Raw genomic sequence first — 18,320 nt, 5'->3', positions numbered from 1 at the left:
AAATATCAGACGACTTTGAAGGGAAAAAGTTACTTCGGATATAAATTCTTGTTATTTATTGCGCTGGTAGTGGCAATAGCGCATGCTGGTGCCCGTAACTACAAGGGCCCCTACGATTATTACAGTCCCGATCCAACAGATTCCAATAAAAATAATCACAATCGTGTAGATAGCCTGCATTTCCCGCTGGATGACAGAATGGGAAGTCCGGCCGTTGATCCCAAAGGAAATGGAATGGATCTGCGCGATCCTTCCAATGTAAAGAAGAGTGTAGAATACGATCCGGCAACCAACGAGTATTTCCTTACCGAAAAAATAGGTGATCAGTTTTTCCGCACGCCGGCAACTATGACGCTTGATGAATTTCTCAAGTATCAGGCACAACAGGATGAGCAGGCTTACTGGAAACGCCGTATGGATGCGTTGACCTTGTTCAACAAAAAGCCGGAATTACCAACGATGTACAAAGAAGGCATCTTTGACCGCATTTTCGGTGGTACTACAATTTCGGTTCGCCCACAGGGTAACGTGGATGTGACTTTTGGTGGTAACTGGCAAAACATCAAAAACCCAACACTGGTGCAACGTGCCCAGAAGTACGGTGTTTTTGACTTTGATATGCAGATGAATATCAACTTGCTGGCAACGGTAGGTGATAAGCTGAAGCTGAATATCTCCAACAATACAAAAGCGACGTTCGATTATCAGAACGTTCAAAAACTCGAGTATACTGGTAAGGAAGACGAAATCATCAAAAAGATTGAAGCGGGTAACATCAGTTTTCCGCTAAAAAGTTCGCTGATTACCGGTGTGCAGTCGTTGTTCGGTATTAAAACGCAGTTGCAGTTCGGTAAATTATGGGTGACTGGTGTATTGTCGCAACAAAAATCGAAACGTTCGAGTGTTACCGTACAGGGTGGTGCGCAAACACAGCAGTTTAATATTAAAGCGGATGATTACGAGGAAAACCGTCACTTCTTGTTGGCGCAATATTTCCATGACAACTATAACGGCGCGCTGAAGAATTTTCCGGTAATCAATTCCGAGATCAACATCAATAAAGTAGAGGTTTGGGTAACAAACCGTACTGGTGCTACAGACGGCGTGCGCAGCATTCTTGCGTTTATGGATCTTGGTGAAAAGACTCCATACAAAACAACGCTGACGAATGCTACGGGTTCCGATAAACCAGATAACCGTTCTAATAGTCTCTACGATCAGTTGGTGCAAAATCCGCGCAGCCGCGATCCGCTTAATTATACTTCCGCATTGACCGCAATTGGTCTGGGCAACGACGACTATCAGGTTGTAACCGCACGTAAACTCCAGCCGTCAGAATTTACATTTAGTCCAAACCTCGGTTATATCTCGGTCAACTATTCCATGAACCCAGATGATATCCTCGCGGTGGCTTACCAGTATACCTTCCGTGGTAAGACTTATAAAGTGGGTGAATTTGCCGAAGATCTCCCGCCGGATACGACCAATCAGAAGATCATGTTCATGAAGTTGCTGAAAGGTACTTCTGCACGTCCAACATTGCCAATCTGGAAATTGATGATGAAAAACGTGTACGCGCTGGGTGGGGTTGGTTTGTCTAAAGAAGATTTTAAGCTCAACGTTTTATACCAGGATCCGAAAGGGGGTGAAAAAAGATATATTCCGGAAGGTCCGAATGCCGGTGTGCCTTTGATCACATTGCTGAATCTTGATCGGTTGAACTCGCAAAATGATCCCGTCCCCGATGGGGTGTTCGACTATGTAGAAGGGATAACGATTAATTCGCAGACGGGTAAGGTCATCTTCCCCGTGCTGGAACCGTTTGGTGATGATCTGGCCGGGGCACTCGGGAACAATCAGCAGCTGGAAAGAAAATATCTTTATACCATATTATACGATTCCACGAAGACCATTGCGCGGCAGTTCCCGCAAAACAACCGCTATATTATGCGAGGGTCTTACAAGTCTTCGTCTTCGTCCGAAATTTTCCTCGGCGGGTTTAATATCCCGCAGGGGTCTGTAACGGTAACGGCAGGTGGGCAGCGGCTGGTGGAAAATATCGACTACCAGATTGATTATGGCTTGGGGCGTATCAAAATCCTGAACTCGGGTATCATGAGCTCGGGTATCCCGATCAATATCCAGTATGAGGATAATGCGACATTCGGTTTCCAGCAGCAGAACTTCATGGGGGCACGTCTGGATTATTACCTGAACAAGAAGCTGACTTTAGGCGGTACCTATATGCGTCTGACCGAACGTCCGTTTACCCAAAAGACAAACTTCGGTGATGATCCGATCAAGAATACGGTATTAGGTCTCGATGCGAACTACCAGTCAGAATTTCCGGGATTAACACGGGCGTTGGACAAGTTGCCTGTTTATTCCACAACCGCGAGTTCGTTTATCACGGCCTCTGGTGAGGTTGCAGGTTTGTTGCCAAGTCACCCGAAACAAATTGATGCGCTTGATCCGGAAGGCTCTGTTTATATCGATGACTTTGAAGGAACAAAAAGCTCCTACGATCTGAAGTCCCCGGCGATTGCCTGGTCGTTGGCCTCTACACCTTATGATGCCCGCAATAAAAATAACCAGCTTTTATTTCCGGAGGCAGAAGATAATAATGATCTTAAGTATGGTTACAACCGCGCGTTGCTGGCCTGGTACACCATTGAACCGACACTCGTAGATCCGACAGGCGGCGTGCCAGATTTTGTGAAGAAAGATCCGATGCAGCACTATATCCGTCTGGTGCAAAAGCAGGAAGTTTTTCCAAACACTTCTTACACGACGCTGCAAAATGCGTTGAGCACATTCGATCTGGGGTATTATCCGAAAGAACGTGGTCCATACAACTTTGTTTCTACTGCATCTGATGTAAACACTGACGGTACATTAAAGAATCCCCAGATTCGCTGGGGTGGTATTCAGCGTCCGATCGACTATACCGATTTTGAAGCCGCCAACGTTGAGTTTATTGAATTCTGGATGATGGATCCGTTCATCAATAATCAGAATAATGCCGGGTCACTGTATATCAACCTCGGTAACGTATCAGAAGATGTGCTGAAAGACGGAAGTAAGGCATTTGAAAATGGTATCACCGCACCAAAAGATCCAACAAAGCTGACTTCAACAGTTTGGGGTTTCCAGCCGCAATTCCAGCAACAGATCACCCGTGCGTTTGACAATGATCCGGCTACACGTGCAATTCAGGATGTCGGTTATGATGGATTGAGCAGTCAGGAAGAGGGCGGCCGTTATCAGGGCTTCCTTAACCAGGTTGCGGGTGTTTTAGGGGCGACTTCCTCGGCATACCAGAAGTTATCGGCTGATCCGTCGAGCGATGATTACCATTACTATCGCGGCAGCGACTATGACAATGCAAACGTTGGTGTACTTGGTCGTTACAAACTGTATAATAATTCGGAAGGCAACTCGCCGATCACAGACGCAAATTCTGCATATTCTTCCGCGGCAACTACTATCCCGGAATCGGAAGATATTAATAAGGACAATACGCTGAACACAAGTGAAGAGTATTATCAATATCGTGTAGACCTGAAGCCAAATATGATCGTCGGTGAAAACTACGTGGTGAGTAAGCAGGTGAGCAGCGTAAAATTGCCGAACGGTAATTATGAAAATGAAACCTGGTATCAGTTCAAAGTTCCGATTCAGAGCTATGATCATAAAGTAGGCGGTATCGCAGATTTCCGTTCTATCCGTTTCATCCGTATGTTCCTGAATAATTTCCAGGACAGCGTGATTCTGCGTTTTGCGCAGCTTGATCTTGGCCGTAACCAATGGCGTCAATATTTATTTTCTTTACAAAGTCCGGGTGAAAATATTCCGGATGCAGATGCAAAATCAACTGCAGTTACTGTTGCTTCTGTGAGCGTAGAAGAAAATGCCAATCGTCAGCCGATTCCATATGTGATTCCTCCAGGTGTAAATCGTCAGCAGCAGGCGGTATCAAATGGCCAGAATGTGCAGTTGAATGAACAGGCGCTTTCTTTCCAGGTTTGTGCGCTGAAAGATGGCGATGCCCGTGCCGTATATAAAGAGGTAAATGTGGACATGCGTCAGTTTAACAACCTGCGTATGTTCATCCACGCCGAATCTCAGGTAGGACAACCACAGCTGGTTGATGGAGATCTGCGGGCCATTATCCGTATGGGTAGTGACTTTACCAACAACTATTATGAATACGAAATTCCGCTGAAAATCACAGTTCCGGCGGGTGCAGGCATTTCGCCTGATGATGTGTGGCCTGTGGAAAACCGTATGGACATTTTGCTGAATGACCTGGTGAACGTAAAAACGAACCGTAACAACAAAGGATTACAATCATATGTGCCTTACTCCGAACAAGACAGCAAGGGTAATACCATTGTCGTAGTAGGTAACCCGAATATCGGCGATTCCAAAACCATTCTGATGGGTGTAATGAACCCGAAGAAAACAACGCAGACACCAAATGATGATGGTCAGGCGAAATGTGTGGAAGTATGGTTTAATGAATTACGTATGGCGGGCATGAATGAAAGTGCCGGATATGCGGCCACTGGTAAAGTAAATCTGCAAATGGCAGATCTCGGAACATTGCGTTTGAGCGGTAGCATGCACACGGCAGGTTATGGTAGCATTGATCAGAAAATTCAGCAACGTTCCCGCGATAATTTTTATCAGTACGATGCCTCTACTAACCTGAACATGGGTAAACTGATGCCTAAAAAATGGGGCGTTCAGTTGCCATTGTTCGCTGGTTACTCAGAATCAATCAGCAACCCGGTTTACAATCCTTATGATCAGGACGTAAAAATGACCGACCAGCTGGCACATGCGGTGAGCAACAATCAAAAAGATTCTTTGCGTAAAGCGGCTCAGGATTTTACCTCAATTACAAGTATCAACCTGACCAACGTGCGGATTATGGGCAATCCGGAAAAACAGTCTGCTAAGAAAATGCCTTGGAGCATTCAAAACTTTGATCTGAGCTATGCCTACAACCGTCAGTTTAAACGCAATCCAACCATTGAAAGCGATAATCTGACTAATAATAAACTGGGTCTTGGATACACTTACAGCGTAAAATCAAAATCGCTGGAGCCATTCAAGAAAATGATCAAATCGCGCTCCCGCTGGTACTCAGTGATCAAAGATTTTAATATTAATCCATTGCCGTCCAACTTCACATTCCGTAGTGAACTCAACCGTGTAATGGAAGCGACACAGGTACGTAACGTTTATAATGACGGCTCTTACGGTATTCCGGCAACTTATTTCAAGAACTTTACCTGGGCACGTAGTTATGCATTGCGCTGGGAATTGACCAAGTCATTGTCGTTTGATTATTCCGCAACGAATAATTCCCGTATCGATGAGCCTTATGGGCCGCTTGATACAAAGGAAAAAAGAGATACGGTTTGGACGAAGCTCCTAAACTTTGGACGGAACACATTATTTACTCAGGCATTTAATACCAGCTATAACGTCCCGTTGCAAAAAATACCAATTACAGACTGGATGAATTTGCGCTTCACTTATGGTAGCACTTATTCATGGACAGCAGCGTCAGAGCTGGCTCGTACTTTGGGTAACACAATTGGCAATACGCAATCGAAGCAGATCAACAGTGATCTGAACTTTACCCAGCTGTGGAATAAGAATCGCTGGCTGAAAGCAATCAATCAACCGAAACCGAGAACTCCGGGTAAAGAATTATCAAAACCGGGGCAGGCGAATAGTCCGTTCGGAACAAAAAGTGGCGGAAACAGTCCCGATGTGGCGCGAGTGGGCGACGGAACCAAAGGCGACGGAGGAAAAGGTGGCGACAGCAAATCCGGTTCATCTTCTGGGGATTCATCCAAGACTAAAAAATTACCGCCAAATACGGTGGTGCTTAATGGTGTGACGATCAATACCGCCAGTATGAGCGATCATCAGTTAGATTCTTTGAACAAATTGTTGAAAGCACAGGAAGAGGCAAGGTTAAAAGCGGAGAAAGAAAAGAGAAAGCGCGATCGTATTGCCGCGCGCAAAGCCCGTCGTGCAGCTACGCCGGAGATAAGCGGTGTTGCTCGTTTTATTGGGCGTGTTTTGACAATGTTGAAGCGTACTACATTTAACTATACAGAAAACGGAGGAACGATATTGCCGGGTTATATGGATAGCACGCAGGCGTTGGGTATGAACTGGCGTAACGATATGCAGCCGGGAGCCAATTTTGTGTTCGGCTATCAACCGAATTCAGCATGGCTGGAATCTAAAGCTTATAAAGGATTGCTTTCCCGTGATTCTATTTTCAACTCGCAGTACCAGCAGCGATATTCGCAGACCATGAATGTCAATGCGACTGTTGAGCCGTTCCCAGATTTCAGGGTTGATATCAGTCTGACAAAAAGTTTTACCAAAGCGCACAACGAACTATTTAAAGATACCGGTACCGGAACTTTCGTACACCTGAGTCCATATGAAAATGGTAGCTACAACATTTCGTACATCGCTATTAAAACCATGTTCAAGCCGTCGGGGGCAAATTCGTCAGTGTACAACGAATTCCTGGAAAACCGGAAAGTCATTTCCGATCGCCTGGGTAAAGCGAATCCGTATACCAACAATGTGCCGGATCCGAATAATCCGAACTATACTAAAGGTTATACCGAGTTTTCGCAAGACGTATTGATTCCGGCATTTATTGCGGCGTACACCGGGAAAAGTGCCAGCTCTGTGCCGTTGCTGAATTATGATAATTCAAGTATTAAAACCAATCCGTTTAAATACTATTATCCGATGCCGAACTGGCGTGTCCAATACAATGGTCTAACCAAGTTGCCGATGTTCCAGCCGATCTTCACCAACTTCGTGTTGAATCATGCGTATTCGGGTACACTGGCGGTAAATACTTTCTCGACTGCATTGTTTTATCAGGACGTTTATAACATTGGTTTCCCGTCGTTTATCGACTCCGCTTCGGGCAACTATGTTCCATTCTTCCAGGTGCCGAACATCACGATTTCTGAACAGTTTAGTCCATTGCTCGGGTTTGATGCGTCGCTGCGTAATGGTATGACTGCACGTTTCGAATTCCGCAAATCAAGAACAGTGGCGCTTAGTCTGATCGATTACCAGGTGAGTGAAACGAAAAGTTCTGAATTCGTTATCGGTGGCGGTTACCGGGTAAAAGGTCTGATATTGCCATTCGCAATTTTTGGGGTGAAGAAGCTGAAAAATGATCTCAATATCAAACTTGACCTGGGCCTGCGTGACGATAAAACCAGCAATAGTTATTTGGCCCAAAACATTGATATCACTACCCGAGGGCAGAAAACGATCACTATATCGCCATCAGTAGATTATATAGTAAGTGACAAATTAACACTGCGGTTCTTCTATGACAGGCGACAGAGTATACCGTATATCTCGAGTGCGTACCCAACTACGACAACCAAAGCGGGTGTGACCTTAAGGTTTATATTTGCCAACTAATGATAATGTTTTAATATAGAAAGCGTCCCCGCGATATCGCGGGGACGCTTTTCATATCTGGCACAGATGGCGGTTTTTATGATAAAACTCATACCCTCTTTGTCGCCGAAACGTTATCTTTGTAGTCTTAAAAATTAAAAGCCAATGACTGCGCAATCTTTTGAGCAGCACTTCCAGGATAAACTTGACAACGAGGTAAGTATTGAACCTCGCGACTGGATGCCTGACGACTACCGCAAAACATTGATCCGCCAGATCTCGCAACATGCCCACAGTGAAATCGTAGGTATGCTGCCGGAAGGAAACTGGATTACCCGTGCCCCGAGTCTTCGCCGTAAAGCTGTATTGCTTGCGAAAGTGCAGGACGAAGGTGGCCATGGTTTGTATTTGTACAGCGCTGCTGAGACACTGGGTATTACCCGCGATGAAATGCTGGGACAATTGCACAGTGGTAAGGCTAAATACTCTTCGATCTTTAACTATCCAACGCTTACATGGGCGGATATGGGTGCAGTAGGCTGGCTTGTTGATGGTGCTGCCATCATGAATCAGGTTCCCTTGTGCCGTACTTCATATGGTCCATATGCGCGTGCTATGGTGCGTGTGTGTAAAGAAGAAAGTTTTCACCAACGCCAGGGTTTTGAAATCATGATGCGTTTGGCTGAAGGTTCTGAAACACAGAAAAAAATGGCACAGGATGCGTTGAATCGCTGGTGGTGGCCATCAATCATGATGTTTGGTCCTAAAGACGATGACAGTGCGCACTCTGCACAAAGCATGGCCTGGAGAATCAAACGTTTTTCTAATGATGAACTTCGTCAGAAATTTATCGATGTAACCGTAGAGCAGGCAAAACTCATCGGTCTCACGATTCCTGATCCGGATCTGAAATGGAACGAGGAAAAAGGTCATTATGATTTCGGAGCGATCAACTGGGATGAATTCTGGAACGTAGTGAAAGGAAACGGACCTTGTAACAAAGAACGTCTGGCTGCACGCCAAAATGCATGGAACAACGGTGCATGGGTCAGAGACGCCGCACTCGCTTATTCCGAAAAACGTAAAGAACGCGCAGAAAAGCAAGCCGTAGACGCTGCTTAAAATATCGGGTGGCTGCAAGAAATTGTGGCCATCTTTTTTATGTCCGGTAAATACGGGCAATCATAAAAGAAACAGAATAAAACTATGTCAGCACAAAATAATAAAGCACAAAACGAATGGCCTTTGTGGGAAGTATTTATCCGTAGCAAAGCTGGTCTGGATCATAAACACGCAGGTAGCCTGCACGCTGCTGATGCGCAAATGGCAATTGAAAATGCACGCGATGTTTATACCCGTCGTATGGAAGGCGTAAGCATCTGGGTTGTTGAAAGCAAATATATCCATGCTTCTAATCCTGATGAGGCTGCTTCTTTCTATGAGCCGGCAAATGACAAAATCTATCGCCATCCGACATTTTACAACCTTCCTGACGAGCTGACGCACATGTAATCGTTACGTTGAAAGGTTTATAAGTTGAAACGTTGATATGGAAGAGATCAAGCATAAAGATTTTAGAGACTTAACGGTTTGGCAGGAAAGCAGGAAATTTTCCAACGCGATTTTTCAACTTATAAAAACATTTCCTGCAGAAGAGAAATTTCGATTAGCAGATCAAATAATCAGGTCATCAAGATCGGTAAACGCCAATATTGCGGAAGGACACGGAAGATTTACTTATAAAGATCAACTGCATTTTTGCATTCAGGCAAGAGGTTCGCTTAGTGAAACGCTTAATCATTTGACCCAAGCTGTTGATTGTATTTATTTAAGTCAGGAAACTTTCAATGAATATTATTTACAATACAAAAAAGTGGAACAGTTATTAAATGGCTACATCACTTTTCTAAGAAGTAAAACATAAAATAATGTCAACACAACATAGCAACGTTTCAACATATCAACCTGTCAACTTACTATACTATACACTTCAACTCGCAGATACTGCACTGATCAATGGTCATAGATTGAGTGAATGGTGCGGACACGGGCCGATTCTGGAGCAGGATATCGCGATTTCCAATATCGCTTTGGATCATCTTGGTGCAGCAAGAAGCCTGTATCAATATGCTGCGGAGCAGTTCAACAATCTGAATGAAGCAGATAAGAAAAATGCATTTTCGTCACCATTGCTGCAACAGGTAGTGGGCGCTATTGATGAAGATGATCTGGCTTATCTCCGTGATGGCTGGGATTATAGAAATCTGCTGTTAGTAGAGCAACCAAATCAGGATTGGGCATATACAATAGCTCGTTCTTTTTATCTGGATACGTTCAATTTCTTTTTCTACAGAGAACTGACACAGAGCAAGGACAAATCATTGGCTGCCGTAGCGGAAAAATCACTGAAAGAAGTGACTTATCATATTCGCTGGAGCAGTGAATGGATTATTCGTCTGGGCGATGGTACTGCAGAAAGTAAAGAACGCATTCAGAATGCGCTGAACGAATACTGGCGCTTTACCGGTGAAATGACACATGCTACTGAAGTGGACAATGCAATGCATGCTGCAGAAATCGGCGTGGATCTGGCAAAAGTGAAAGCGAACTGGGAAGAGCGTATTGCAAAAGTAGCTGAAGAGGCTACATTGACGCTGCCAACCGGTGGCTGGATGCAGGAAGGTGGTAAAGAAGGACGTCATACCGAGCATTTGGGTTATGTGCTGGCAGAAATGCAGTTCATGCAGCGCGCTTATCCGAATATGGAATGGTAGTCAAATTAAGGTTTATGAAAAGAACTATAGCTCTATTGTCTGCGGCAGTATTGCTGGCGGTTAGTGCGAATGCACAAAGTGGAGCAAACCAGAAGAAGCAGGTAGAAACTTTTTCTTTTGTAGAGCAAATGCCGGAGTTTCCTGGTGGTTCGGAGAAACTGCAGACATATCTTGCAACCAATATTCACTATCCCGATAGTGCCCGTAATGCAAACAAGGAAGGCCGTGTGATTGTACGTTTTGAAGTAATGGAAGATGGTTCGATCGTGGATGCAAAGGTTATGAGCCCGTACATCGGATTGGGTTTAGAGGAAGAGGCGCTGCGTGTGGTAAGTTCAATGCCCAAATGGAAGCCTGGAAAAAGCGGGGGGAAATCTGTAAAAGTTTATTACACGCTTCCGATAAGGTTTCGATTGGAAGACGAGCCAAAGAAAAAAGGATAGTTGCGACGAATGTCGTTTCCAGAAGAAAAATGATTTTCTCGTGAAGTGATTACCATCGCCATTGTTGGGATCATCCTGACGAGGGAAGAGGGGCTCACGATAAAATGAACCTACATTATGTGAGACGTCTCCTTGGGTCAATGTGACATGAGAAAAAACATTCTGCAGGTTGCCTAGATCAGGTGGGACGATGATATGGGAATGTGATTTCGCGGGTCATTATCTCAATGGGCTTAAAAAATTAAAAAGTGATTACAAAAGAGCAGATATACGAGTGGTTGCAGAGCGTCACAGACCCTGAAGTTCCGGTATTAACGATACTGGATCTCGGCGTGGTACGCGATGTACTGATTGGTGAAGATGAAAAAGTAACTGTAGTAATTACACCAACATACAGCGGCTGTCCGGCTATGGATGTCATTGGCATGAATATCCGGATGGCACTTTTAAGCAGAGGCATCAAAAAACTGGATGTACAGATGCAACTTAGTCCGGCCTGGACGACCGACTGGATGAGCGAAGACGGTAAACGCAAGTTGAAAGAATACGGAATAGCACCGCCAGTCAGCAGAGGTTCTGATCTTGATTTATTTGACATAACGCCGGTTGAATGCCCCCATTGCGGTTCCAAAGACACTGAACTGGTGAGTCAATTCGGCGCCACTTCCTGCAAGTCTTTATACAAATGCAATAGCTGCAAAGAGCCGTTCGAGCATTTTAAATGCCACTAGTGTTTCTTGCTGCAGTTGAAAAGGTAGCCTGCCGAAACTCCAAATCCCCAGTTGCGCATATGGTTGTCTGAATTTCCTTCAGGCAATATATTTTGTATGCCAAATCCAAGTTGCGCGCGAAGAATGACGCCTGCTTCCCATTGGTAACCGCCGGTAAGATTGAAACCCCAGTCTATGCTTTTGATATCATCTGTAGCCGCGTCACCAATCAAAAGTGGGCTAGTAGTTTCCTGAGTGGAACCAGATACGGTGAATTGTGTATTTGTCAGTGATTTTTTTCCGCCAACGGCAAACGATACATATGGGCCGCCGCCAATTTCAAAATGACCTTCATGACCATAACCCAGTTTGAAGAGTACGTTCAGGGGAACCTCGATGTAGTTAATCCTCATTTTCTTTTTCATGCTTACAAGTGCACCGACGCTGTCATAATTCATCAACGTAGTGCTGGCGCCTTTTTGGGTGAAAAATATACCCGGCTGAAATGAAAATAATTGACTGAAACCAAAGTCTGCAACGCCACCGATCTTAAATCCCGAGGTTACCGTACTCTTATATTTGCTTCCGTCGGCTTTTAACCAAAAGTCAGTAAAGTTTAAGCCTGCCTCTGGTCCTGCTTTTACCTGAATATGCTTTGCGGATACCTGAGTGAGCGAAAGAAGCGCCAGGCTGAGTGCCGGAATTAATTTTTTTGAAAACATAGGATTTAAAATGTGGTTTTACTCATCGGATCGCCATCCGAATTGTTTGTCGTTCGACCCCGAGAACATGGTCGGGATAGCGTTGAGACAGAAAAATAGGACTTATTAAATTGGATTAGCGTATTATTTTACCATCGGATCGAAATCCGGTTTATCGGTTATTCGGTTCCGTTGTAATGAGCCTTTCGAGCATTTTAAATACCATTAATGTTTCTTACTGCAGTTGAAAAGGTAGCCTGCCGAAACTCCAAATCCCCAGTTGCGCATATGGTTGTCTGAATTTCCTTCAGGCAATATGTTTGGTACGCCAAATGCGAGTTGCGCACGGAGAATGACACCCGCTTTCCATTGATAACCGCCTACGAAATTGATGCCGGCGTCCATGCTTTTCACATCATCTGTAGCGGCGTCACCGATATTCAGCGAATTGGTAGTTTCCTGAGTGGTGCCGGTCGCGGGTTCAGAATATTTTAATTTTACTTTTCCGCCTACGGCAAATGCTACATAAGGACCGCCGCCAACTTCAAAGTGGCCTTCATGAGAATAACCAAGTTTAAAAAGTACATTCAGTGGAACTTCGATGTAGTTCATTCTGATTTTGCGTTTCACACTGACATATGCCCCGGAGCTATTATAACTAGCCAATGTAGTGGTGGCGCCTTTTTGTGTAAAAAACAGGCCTGGTTGAAACGAGATTAACTTATTAAAGCCGAAGTCTACCACACCACCGATCTTAAGTCCGGGTGACATGCTGCTTGAATATTTGTTGCCATTGGCTTTTAACCAGATGTCTGTAAAATTGATGCCTGCTTCTGGTCCTGCTTTGATGTGAACCTTAGCAGCTGCCTGTGTAAATGGGAGCAACGCAATACTTGCCGTAACGAGAGATTTTTTTGAAAGCATAGGACTTGTTATTTGCTCTGTTTATGAATAAAAAATCAAGCGTAAAGTAATTATGTATAAGTTACAAACGAATTCGTATTGTTTTATTTTTTATTCAATATTTATTTGAATTTTTAAACAGCAAATCATCAAAATTTTCCAATGCAGAAAAAGCTTTCCTTCAGCAGCAGGTTAAAAAGTTTCACCTTTGCATTGGCCGGAATTAAAGACTTCTGGAAGAGTGAGCCGAATGCCAGGCTTCATCTTATAGCCGCAATATTGGCTGTTATTGCAAGCTTCGCGTTGCATATTTCTCGTACCGAATGGTTGTTTGTATTGCTGGCAATCACATTGGTTTTCGCTGCGGAGATGTTTAACACCGCCCTCGAAACGCTTTGCGATAAGATTTCTCCTGAAATTCATCCATTGATAAAAAAGACAAAAGACCTGGCAGCCGGTGGCGTGCTTGTGACGGCAGCATTTGCCTTTATTACGGGCATGATTATTTTCCTTCCAAAGATTATAGCATTATTTTAGACCGGTCAATTCAACTTTAGATCACTATGTATGAAAGTCGCAAGCAGAAATTAGCGCCGATGCGCGTGTTCTATAAACGCATGGCTTATCATGTTTTTATTGCCTGTGTGTTGTTGTTCTTTTGCCTTGCAATTGGCGTGGTTGGTTATCACCTTACTGACGGTACTCCCTGGATAGATGCATTGCACAATGCTTCCATGATCTTGAGCGGCATGGGGCCAGTAGTAGAAATAAAATCGGTGGGTGGTAAATTATTTTCCTCTGCCTACGCACTGTTCAGCGGCGTGGCATTTATTACCAACATAGGCATCATCCTTGCGCCAGCGGCACATAGGTTGTTTCACCGACTGCATGTCGATGATAAGGATAAATAATTAAAAGGAATTAAGAGATATTGAGTTGCTCCAGCGCTTTTTGCGCAGCTACCTGACCTGCTTCTTTTTTATTGTAGCCCGTTCCGCTCGCAACCAGTTCGCCATCCAGCACAATACCGATGGTAAACAACTTGCGCGAACCTTCCATTTTTTCATCCAGCGTATCAAACGTAAGCATATGACTGCCGCGCTGTGCCCAGCTCAGCAATTTGTTCTTATAGTTCGTGTCTGTATTCTCAATATTCTCGATATCGATATACGGACGAATCATCTGGTTGAGGATGAACTGACGGGTCTTTACAAAACCTTTGTCGAGATAAACGGCACCAATTAAGGCTTCCAGTGCGTTACCGAAGATATGACTGCGGCTGAGGCCACGATCATTCTGGTTGTACTGAACCATTTTGTGCAAACCCATGCGCAGTGCCACATTATTCAATGTTTCACGGCGTACGATACGGGAGCGCATTTCGGTCAGATAACCTTCCGGCTGCGTCGGATACTTCTTGAAAAGATATTCCGCTACAATAGCGCCCAGCATGGCATCACCCAAAAACTCCAGCCGCTCGTTGTTTTGTGCCAGTTCTTCAATCTTAGAACGGTGCATCAAAGCTAACTGATAATAGGGCAGATGATCGGGTGTAAAACCGAGTATGTGCTCTAGTTGAGAGACAAGTTGCTTGTTAGGCGAAAAAAAGTGCAGGATACGTGACGTGAACCGTCGCAAAGCTTAATCTTCAAATTTTTTGAAAATCACAGTAGCATTATGGCCGCCGAATCCAAAGGTATTACTCAAAGCAGCGCGTACAGTACGACGTTGTGCCTTGTGGAAAGTGAGATTGAGTCTGGAATCAATAGCCGGGTCATCTGTAAAGTGGTTGATGGTAGGAGGAACCATATCATTAACCACAGAAAGAATGCTGGCTACTGCTTCAATAGCACCTGCACCACCAAGTAAGTGGCCGGTCATTGATTTGGTAGAACTGATATTGACATTATACGCGTGCTCGCCAAATACTTTCTGGATACCGATGAGCTCAGCAACATCGCCGAGCGGGGTAGAAGTACCATGCACATTGATATAATCAATGTCTTCCGGTTTCATACCTGCATCTTCCAGTGCATTGGTCATTACATTGATTACGCCCAGTCCTTCCGGATGTGGTGCGGTGAGGTGATAAGCATCTGCGCTCATGCCTCCGCCGGCAATCTCAGCAATAATGTGTGCACCACGCGCTTTAGCGTGTTCGTATTCTTCCAGTACGATAGCACCGGCGCCTTCGCCGAGTACAAATCCATCACGATCCAGGTCGAAAGGACGGCTGGCAGTTTTTGGATCATCGTTACGTTCAGACAACGCTTTCATCGCATTGAAACCACCAATACCGGCTTCTGTCACTACAGCTTCGGAACCACCGCAAATGATGGCATTCGCTTTACCCAGACGGATATAAGTGAGTGCATCGATGATGGCATTTGTAGAAGAAGCACAGGCACTGACCGTTGCAAAGTTTGGACCACGGAAACCATATTTCATAGAAATATGACCTGGCGCAATGTCAAGAATCAGCTTAGGAATAAAGAAAGGATTGAATCTTGGCGTGCCATCACCGGCGCTGAATTGCTTCATTTCTTCAATGAAGGTGATCATACCACCGATTCCGGAACCCCAGATAACACCGACGCGATCTTTGTTGATACCCTCGTCGGTAAGACCAGCCTGTTTTACTGCCTGATCTGCAGCAATAATAGCGAGTTGCGAGAAGCGATCGAGCTTGCGGGCTTCTTTGCGGTCAAAATAATCTTCAGGATTGAAGTTCTTAACCTCGCAGGCAAATTTGGTCTTAAACTTAGTAACATCAAACTGCTTAATGAAGTCGGCGCCCGAAACACCATTGATGAGTCCATCCCAATATTCAGGTACGGTATTACCCAATGGAGTCAGGGCACCGATACCGGTAACGACAACGCGTTTGTACGGTAAATTCATTAAATAATTCAGTTACTTGTGTAGTGTAGAATAATTACTTTACGTGTTCTTCGAGATAAGCAACAGCTTGACCTACTGTAGTGATGGTTTCAGCTTGTTCATCAGGAATAGAGATGTTGAATTCTTTTTCGAATTCCATGATCAGTTCTACTGTATCGAGAGAATCTGCGCCCAGGTCGTTTGTGAAGCTTGCTTCCTGAGTAACTTCAGATTCGTCTACACCCAATTTGTCCACGATGATTTTCTTAACGCGATTTGCAATTTCAGACATGGCTAATGCAATTTAATTTTATGAGTGCAAAAATATACTTTTTGACAAAAAGGCAAAGAGAAACCTGAATTCTTTGAAAATGAGTTTTCAGATCGTGGTTTTTTCTATTGCGTGAATTTGTTCGCTGACGATCCTTCCATCCTTCATAGTTAGCGTCCTGTCGGTCATTCCAGCCAATTCTTCGTTGTGCGTAATCATCACAAAAGTCTGTCCCATTTGTTCCCGGAGGTCTAAAAATAATTGGTGGATGGCTTGTGCATTTGCACTATCCAGGTTGCCCGTAGGCTCATCTGCCATGATCAGAGACGGCTTATTGATGAGTGCGCGGGCAATTGCGACCCGTTGTTGTTCACCGCCGGAAAGCTCTGAAGGTTTGTTGTTTAACCGCCCCGAAAGACCTACGACTTCCAGCATTTTTTCTGCTTTCATCATCGCCTCTTTTTTGCCTTCTTTATTGATCCAGAGCGGCATGGAGACATTTTCCACCGCGGTAAATTCTGGTAAAAGATGGTGGAACTGAAATACAAACCCGAGGTTTTTGTTGCGAAACTGTGCTTGTTTTTTGCTGCTCAGTTTAAAAATATCAGTGTTATTGATCAGTACACTGCCCCGATCCGGCTTGTCCAACGCACCTAAAAGGTGCAGCAAAGTACTTTTTCCGGCACCCGAAGCACCCACAATAGAAATAATCTCCCCTTCGTTTACATGAAGAGAAACATCTTTTACTACCGAGAGACTGCCGTAATTTTTAAAAAGGCTTTTTGCAGTGAGCATGCTGTAAAAATGAATCAAAATGCGGGTAATACCAACTCTCTGACTATGATTATCCGTCCTGAAATATAAATTTAGGATCGGGCAAATAAAAAAGTTCAGAAACCTTTAAAAGGATAAAATTTGTATTTCTTAAATGAACGCTTACATTTGCCGAAACTAGTATATAGATATTAAAATTTTATAATATGTTTTGGACACTTGAACTTGCTTCACATCTTGAAGATGCACCATGGCCAGCAACCAAAGACGAACTGATTGATTACGCGATCCGTTCCGGCGCCCCGCTCGAAGTAGTAGAAAACCTGCAGGAGCTGGACGACGAAGGCGAAATTTATGAAGGCATTGAAGATATCTGGCCTGATTATCCAACTCAGGAAGACTTTTTCTTTAACGAAGACGAATATTAAAACACGAAAAGAGCCGGCATGCCGGCTCTTTATATTTTATTTTTAGCTGAAAGCCTAAGACCTAAAGCCTAAAGCTCAAAGCTGGTTCGTGTTGGCGATCTCCTTTGACTACGTTCAGTATGACAATGTTTAGGACAGCGAAGAAGCTCAGAATGATGAAAAAGCTTGTCAGGCTGAGCGGAGTCGAAGCATTTACGCACCATTGCCCATTGACTATTGCCCATTCCCCGCCTCGTGCGCCGCTTTCAGATAATCTACCCATTCATTTACCGAATAAGCATTGTCCACATCAAAATCGCCGATTTTCGTTCTTCTTAGCTCCTGTAAATAACCACCGCACCCGAGTTCTTGCCCAAAATCATTTGCCAGCGAACGAATATAAGTACCTGTGCTGCAAGCCACGCGGAAATGCACTTCTGGTAATTCAAACTTGGTAATTTCAAAAGTTGAAATGGTAATTGGGCGGGCATCCAGCACAATTTCTTGTCCCTTTCTTGCCAGTTCATAAGCACGTTTTCCATCTTTCTTGATGGCGGAATGGATCGGTGGAACCTGCATAATTGTTCCGGTAAATTTTTCTGTTGCTTTTAAAATATCGGCTTCGGTGAGATGTGCAAAAGGCTTTGGATCTTCCGGTTCGCTTTCCAGATCATAAGTTGGGGTGCTGGCGCCGAGGTGTATGATGCCCGTATATTCTTTAGGCATTTTCTGATAATCAACGATTTTTTTCGTAAAACTTCCTGTACAACAGATCAAAAGACCAGTTGCTAATGGATCAAGTGTGCCGGCGTGGCCCAATTTGGCTTGCACCGGTTTGCGCAGTTTTTTTAATGCGTCAAAAGAAGTCCAGCGATAAGGTTTATCGATCAAAATCACGGTTCCTTGCTTCAACTCAGCTAATGATGGCATGTTATTCATGGCGGCAAAGGTACGTTGCTGCACGGTAAACTGGTTAAATCGTTAAAG

17 protein-coding genes are annotated in these 18,320 nt (G+C 44.3%); 10 read left to right on the top strand and 7 right to left on the bottom strand.

The genetic code is table 11. The features are described from left to right. Positions 1–15 precede the first annotated feature (15 nt). The 7 genes from sov (at position 16) to paaD (ending at position 11,418) form a co-directional block, all read left to right on the top strand. Entirely contained in the window at positions 16–7,491 is a 7,476-nt protein-coding gene (gene sov, locus DN068_RS09610) for a T9SS outer membrane translocon Sov/SprA (protein WP_110998696.1), read from the top strand. Between the two features lie 144 nt (positions 7,492–7,635). Continuing rightward, a complete protein-coding gene (gene paaA / locus DN068_RS09605) occupies positions 7,636–8,592 on the top strand; it encodes a 1,2-phenylacetyl-CoA epoxidase subunit PaaA (protein WP_110998695.1) in 957 nt (318 codons plus the stop codon). 84 nt (positions 8,593–8,676) lie between these two features. Beyond that, entirely contained in the window at positions 8,677–8,982 is a 306-nt protein-coding gene (gene paaB, locus DN068_RS09600) for a 1,2-phenylacetyl-CoA epoxidase subunit PaaB (RefSeq protein ID WP_110998694.1), read from the top strand. A gap of 37 nt (positions 8,983–9,019) precedes the next feature. Then, on the top strand, positions 9,020–9,394 hold the full coding sequence (locus DN068_RS09595; RefSeq protein ID WP_110998693.1) for a four helix bundle protein: 375 nt from the start codon (positions 9,020–9,022) through the stop codon (positions 9,392–9,394). 4 nt (positions 9,395–9,398) lie between these two features. Further along, positions 9,399–10,244: a 1,2-phenylacetyl-CoA epoxidase subunit PaaC gene (paaC, locus tag DN068_RS09590; protein ID WP_110998692.1), complete on the top strand. Its 846-nt coding sequence runs from the start codon at positions 9,399–9,401 to the stop codon at positions 10,242–10,244. Positions 10,245–10,258: 14 nt separating this feature from the next. After that, complete coding sequence (locus tag DN068_RS09585) at positions 10,259–10,687, top strand: energy transducer TonB (RefSeq protein WP_165836339.1); 429 nt, start codon at positions 10,259–10,261, stop codon at positions 10,685–10,687. A gap of 248 nt (positions 10,688–10,935) precedes the next feature. Next, complete coding sequence (gene paaD / locus DN068_RS09580) at positions 10,936–11,418, top strand: 1,2-phenylacetyl-CoA epoxidase subunit PaaD (protein ID WP_110998690.1); 483 nt, start codon at positions 10,936–10,938, stop codon at positions 11,416–11,418. On the opposite strand, the gene DN068_RS09575 is transcribed toward paaD, so the two are convergent. Together DN068_RS09575 and DN068_RS09570 are read right to left on the bottom strand one after the other, a co-directional pair. Beyond that, positions 11,415–12,119, bottom strand: coding sequence for a porin family protein (locus DN068_RS09575; protein ID WP_110998689.1), 705 nt, complete (start codon positions 12,117–12,119; stop codon positions 11,415–11,417). The two genes, paaD and DN068_RS09575, sit on opposite strands and share 4 nt — an antisense overlap. A 204-nt stretch (positions 12,120–12,323) precedes the next feature. Then, on the bottom strand, positions 12,324–13,022 hold the full coding sequence (locus tag DN068_RS09570; RefSeq protein WP_110998688.1) for a porin family protein: 699 nt from the start codon (positions 13,020–13,022) through the stop codon (positions 12,324–12,326). Positions 13,023–13,163: 141 nt separating this feature from the next. Here DN068_RS09570 and DN068_RS09565 point away from each other — a divergent pair, with 141 nt between their 5' ends. Beyond that, a complete protein-coding gene (locus tag DN068_RS09565) occupies positions 13,164–13,538 on the top strand; it encodes a diacylglycerol kinase family protein (protein ID WP_110998687.1) in 375 nt (124 codons plus the stop codon). A 26-nt stretch (positions 13,539–13,564) separates the two neighbouring features. After that, entirely contained in the window at positions 13,565–13,912 is a 348-nt protein-coding gene (locus DN068_RS09560) for a hypothetical protein (protein ID WP_110998686.1), read from the top strand. Between the two features lie 10 nt (positions 13,913–13,922). On the opposite strand, the gene rnc is transcribed toward DN068_RS09560, so the two are convergent. The 4 genes from rnc to DN068_RS09540 form a co-directional block, all read right to left on the bottom strand. Further along, positions 13,923–14,639, bottom strand: a complete 717-nt coding sequence (rnc, locus tag DN068_RS09555; protein WP_394342329.1) for a ribonuclease III — start codon at positions 14,637–14,639, stop codon at positions 13,923–13,925. Between the two features lie 3 nt (positions 14,640–14,642). Beyond that, positions 14,643–15,902: a beta-ketoacyl-ACP synthase II gene (gene fabF / locus DN068_RS09550; RefSeq protein WP_110998685.1), complete on the bottom strand. Its 1,260-nt coding sequence runs from the start codon at positions 15,900–15,902 to the stop codon at positions 14,643–14,645. A 34-nt stretch (positions 15,903–15,936) separates the two neighbouring features. Further along, entirely contained in the window at positions 15,937–16,173 is a 237-nt protein-coding gene (locus DN068_RS09545) for an acyl carrier protein (protein ID WP_110998684.1), read from the bottom strand. A gap of 87 nt (positions 16,174–16,260) precedes the next feature. Further along, complete coding sequence (locus tag DN068_RS09540) at positions 16,261–16,947, bottom strand: ABC transporter ATP-binding protein (RefSeq protein ID WP_110998683.1); 687 nt, start codon at positions 16,945–16,947, stop codon at positions 16,261–16,263. Between the two features lie 185 nt (positions 16,948–17,132). On the opposite strand from DN068_RS09540, the gene DN068_RS09535 reads away from it, so the two are divergent. Next, a complete protein-coding gene (locus DN068_RS09535; RefSeq protein ID WP_086100095.1) occupies positions 17,133–17,354 on the top strand; it encodes a DUF2795 domain-containing protein in 222 nt (73 codons plus the stop codon). A gap of 213 nt (positions 17,355–17,567) precedes the next feature. Here DN068_RS09535 and truB read toward each other — a convergent pair whose 3' ends face one another. Beyond that, entirely contained in the window at positions 17,568–18,296 is a 729-nt protein-coding gene (gene truB, locus DN068_RS09530; RefSeq protein ID WP_243630187.1) for a tRNA pseudouridine(55) synthase TruB, read from the bottom strand. Between the last annotated feature and the right edge of the window lie 24 nt (positions 18,297–18,320).

Source organism: Taibaiella soli, from assembly GCF_003236175.1.
Lineage (GTDB): Bacteria > Bacteroidota > Bacteroidia > Chitinophagales > Chitinophagaceae > QKTW01.
Note: the sequence above shows the minus strand (reverse complement) of the source record. Positions and strands in the feature narration are given on the sequence as shown.

Coding starts and splice junctions, on each gene's coding strand:
- DN068_RS09595 (WP_110998693.1), top strand. CDS start 9,020: ATGGAAGAGATCAAGCATAAAGATTTTAGAGACTTAACGGTTTGGCAG.
- paaA (WP_110998695.1), top strand. CDS start 7,636: ATGACTGCGCAATCTTTTGAGCAGCACTTCCAGGATAAACTTGACAAC.
- DN068_RS09575 (WP_110998689.1), bottom strand. CDS start 12,119: ATGTTTTCAAAAAAATTAATTCCGGCACTCAGCCTGGCGCTTCTTTCG.
- DN068_RS09535 (WP_086100095.1), top strand. CDS start 17,133: ATGTTTTGGACACTTGAACTTGCTTCACATCTTGAAGATGCACCATGG.
- DN068_RS09545 (WP_110998684.1), bottom strand. CDS start 16,173: ATGTCTGAAATTGCAAATCGCGTTAAGAAAATCATCGTGGACAAATTG.
- fabF (WP_110998685.1), bottom strand. CDS start 15,902: ATGAATTTACCGTACAAACGCGTTGTCGTTACCGGTATCGGTGCCCTG.
- paaC (WP_110998692.1), top strand. CDS start 9,399: ATGTCAACACAACATAGCAACGTTTCAACATATCAACCTGTCAACTTA.
- DN068_RS09560 (WP_110998686.1), top strand. CDS start 13,565: ATGTATGAAAGTCGCAAGCAGAAATTAGCGCCGATGCGCGTGTTCTAT.
- DN068_RS09565 (WP_110998687.1), top strand. CDS start 13,164: ATGCAGAAAAAGCTTTCCTTCAGCAGCAGGTTAAAAAGTTTCACCTTT.
- DN068_RS09570 (WP_110998688.1), bottom strand. CDS start 13,022: ATGCTTTCAAAAAAATCTCTCGTTACGGCAAGTATTGCGTTGCTCCCA.
- paaB (WP_110998694.1), top strand. CDS start 8,677: ATGTCAGCACAAAATAATAAAGCACAAAACGAATGGCCTTTGTGGGAA.
- DN068_RS09540 (WP_110998683.1), bottom strand. CDS start 16,947: ATGCTCACTGCAAAAAGCCTTTTTAAAAATTACGGCAGTCTCTCGGTA.
- DN068_RS09585 (WP_165836339.1), top strand. CDS start 10,259: ATGAAAAGAACTATAGCTCTATTGTCTGCGGCAGTATTGCTGGCGGTT.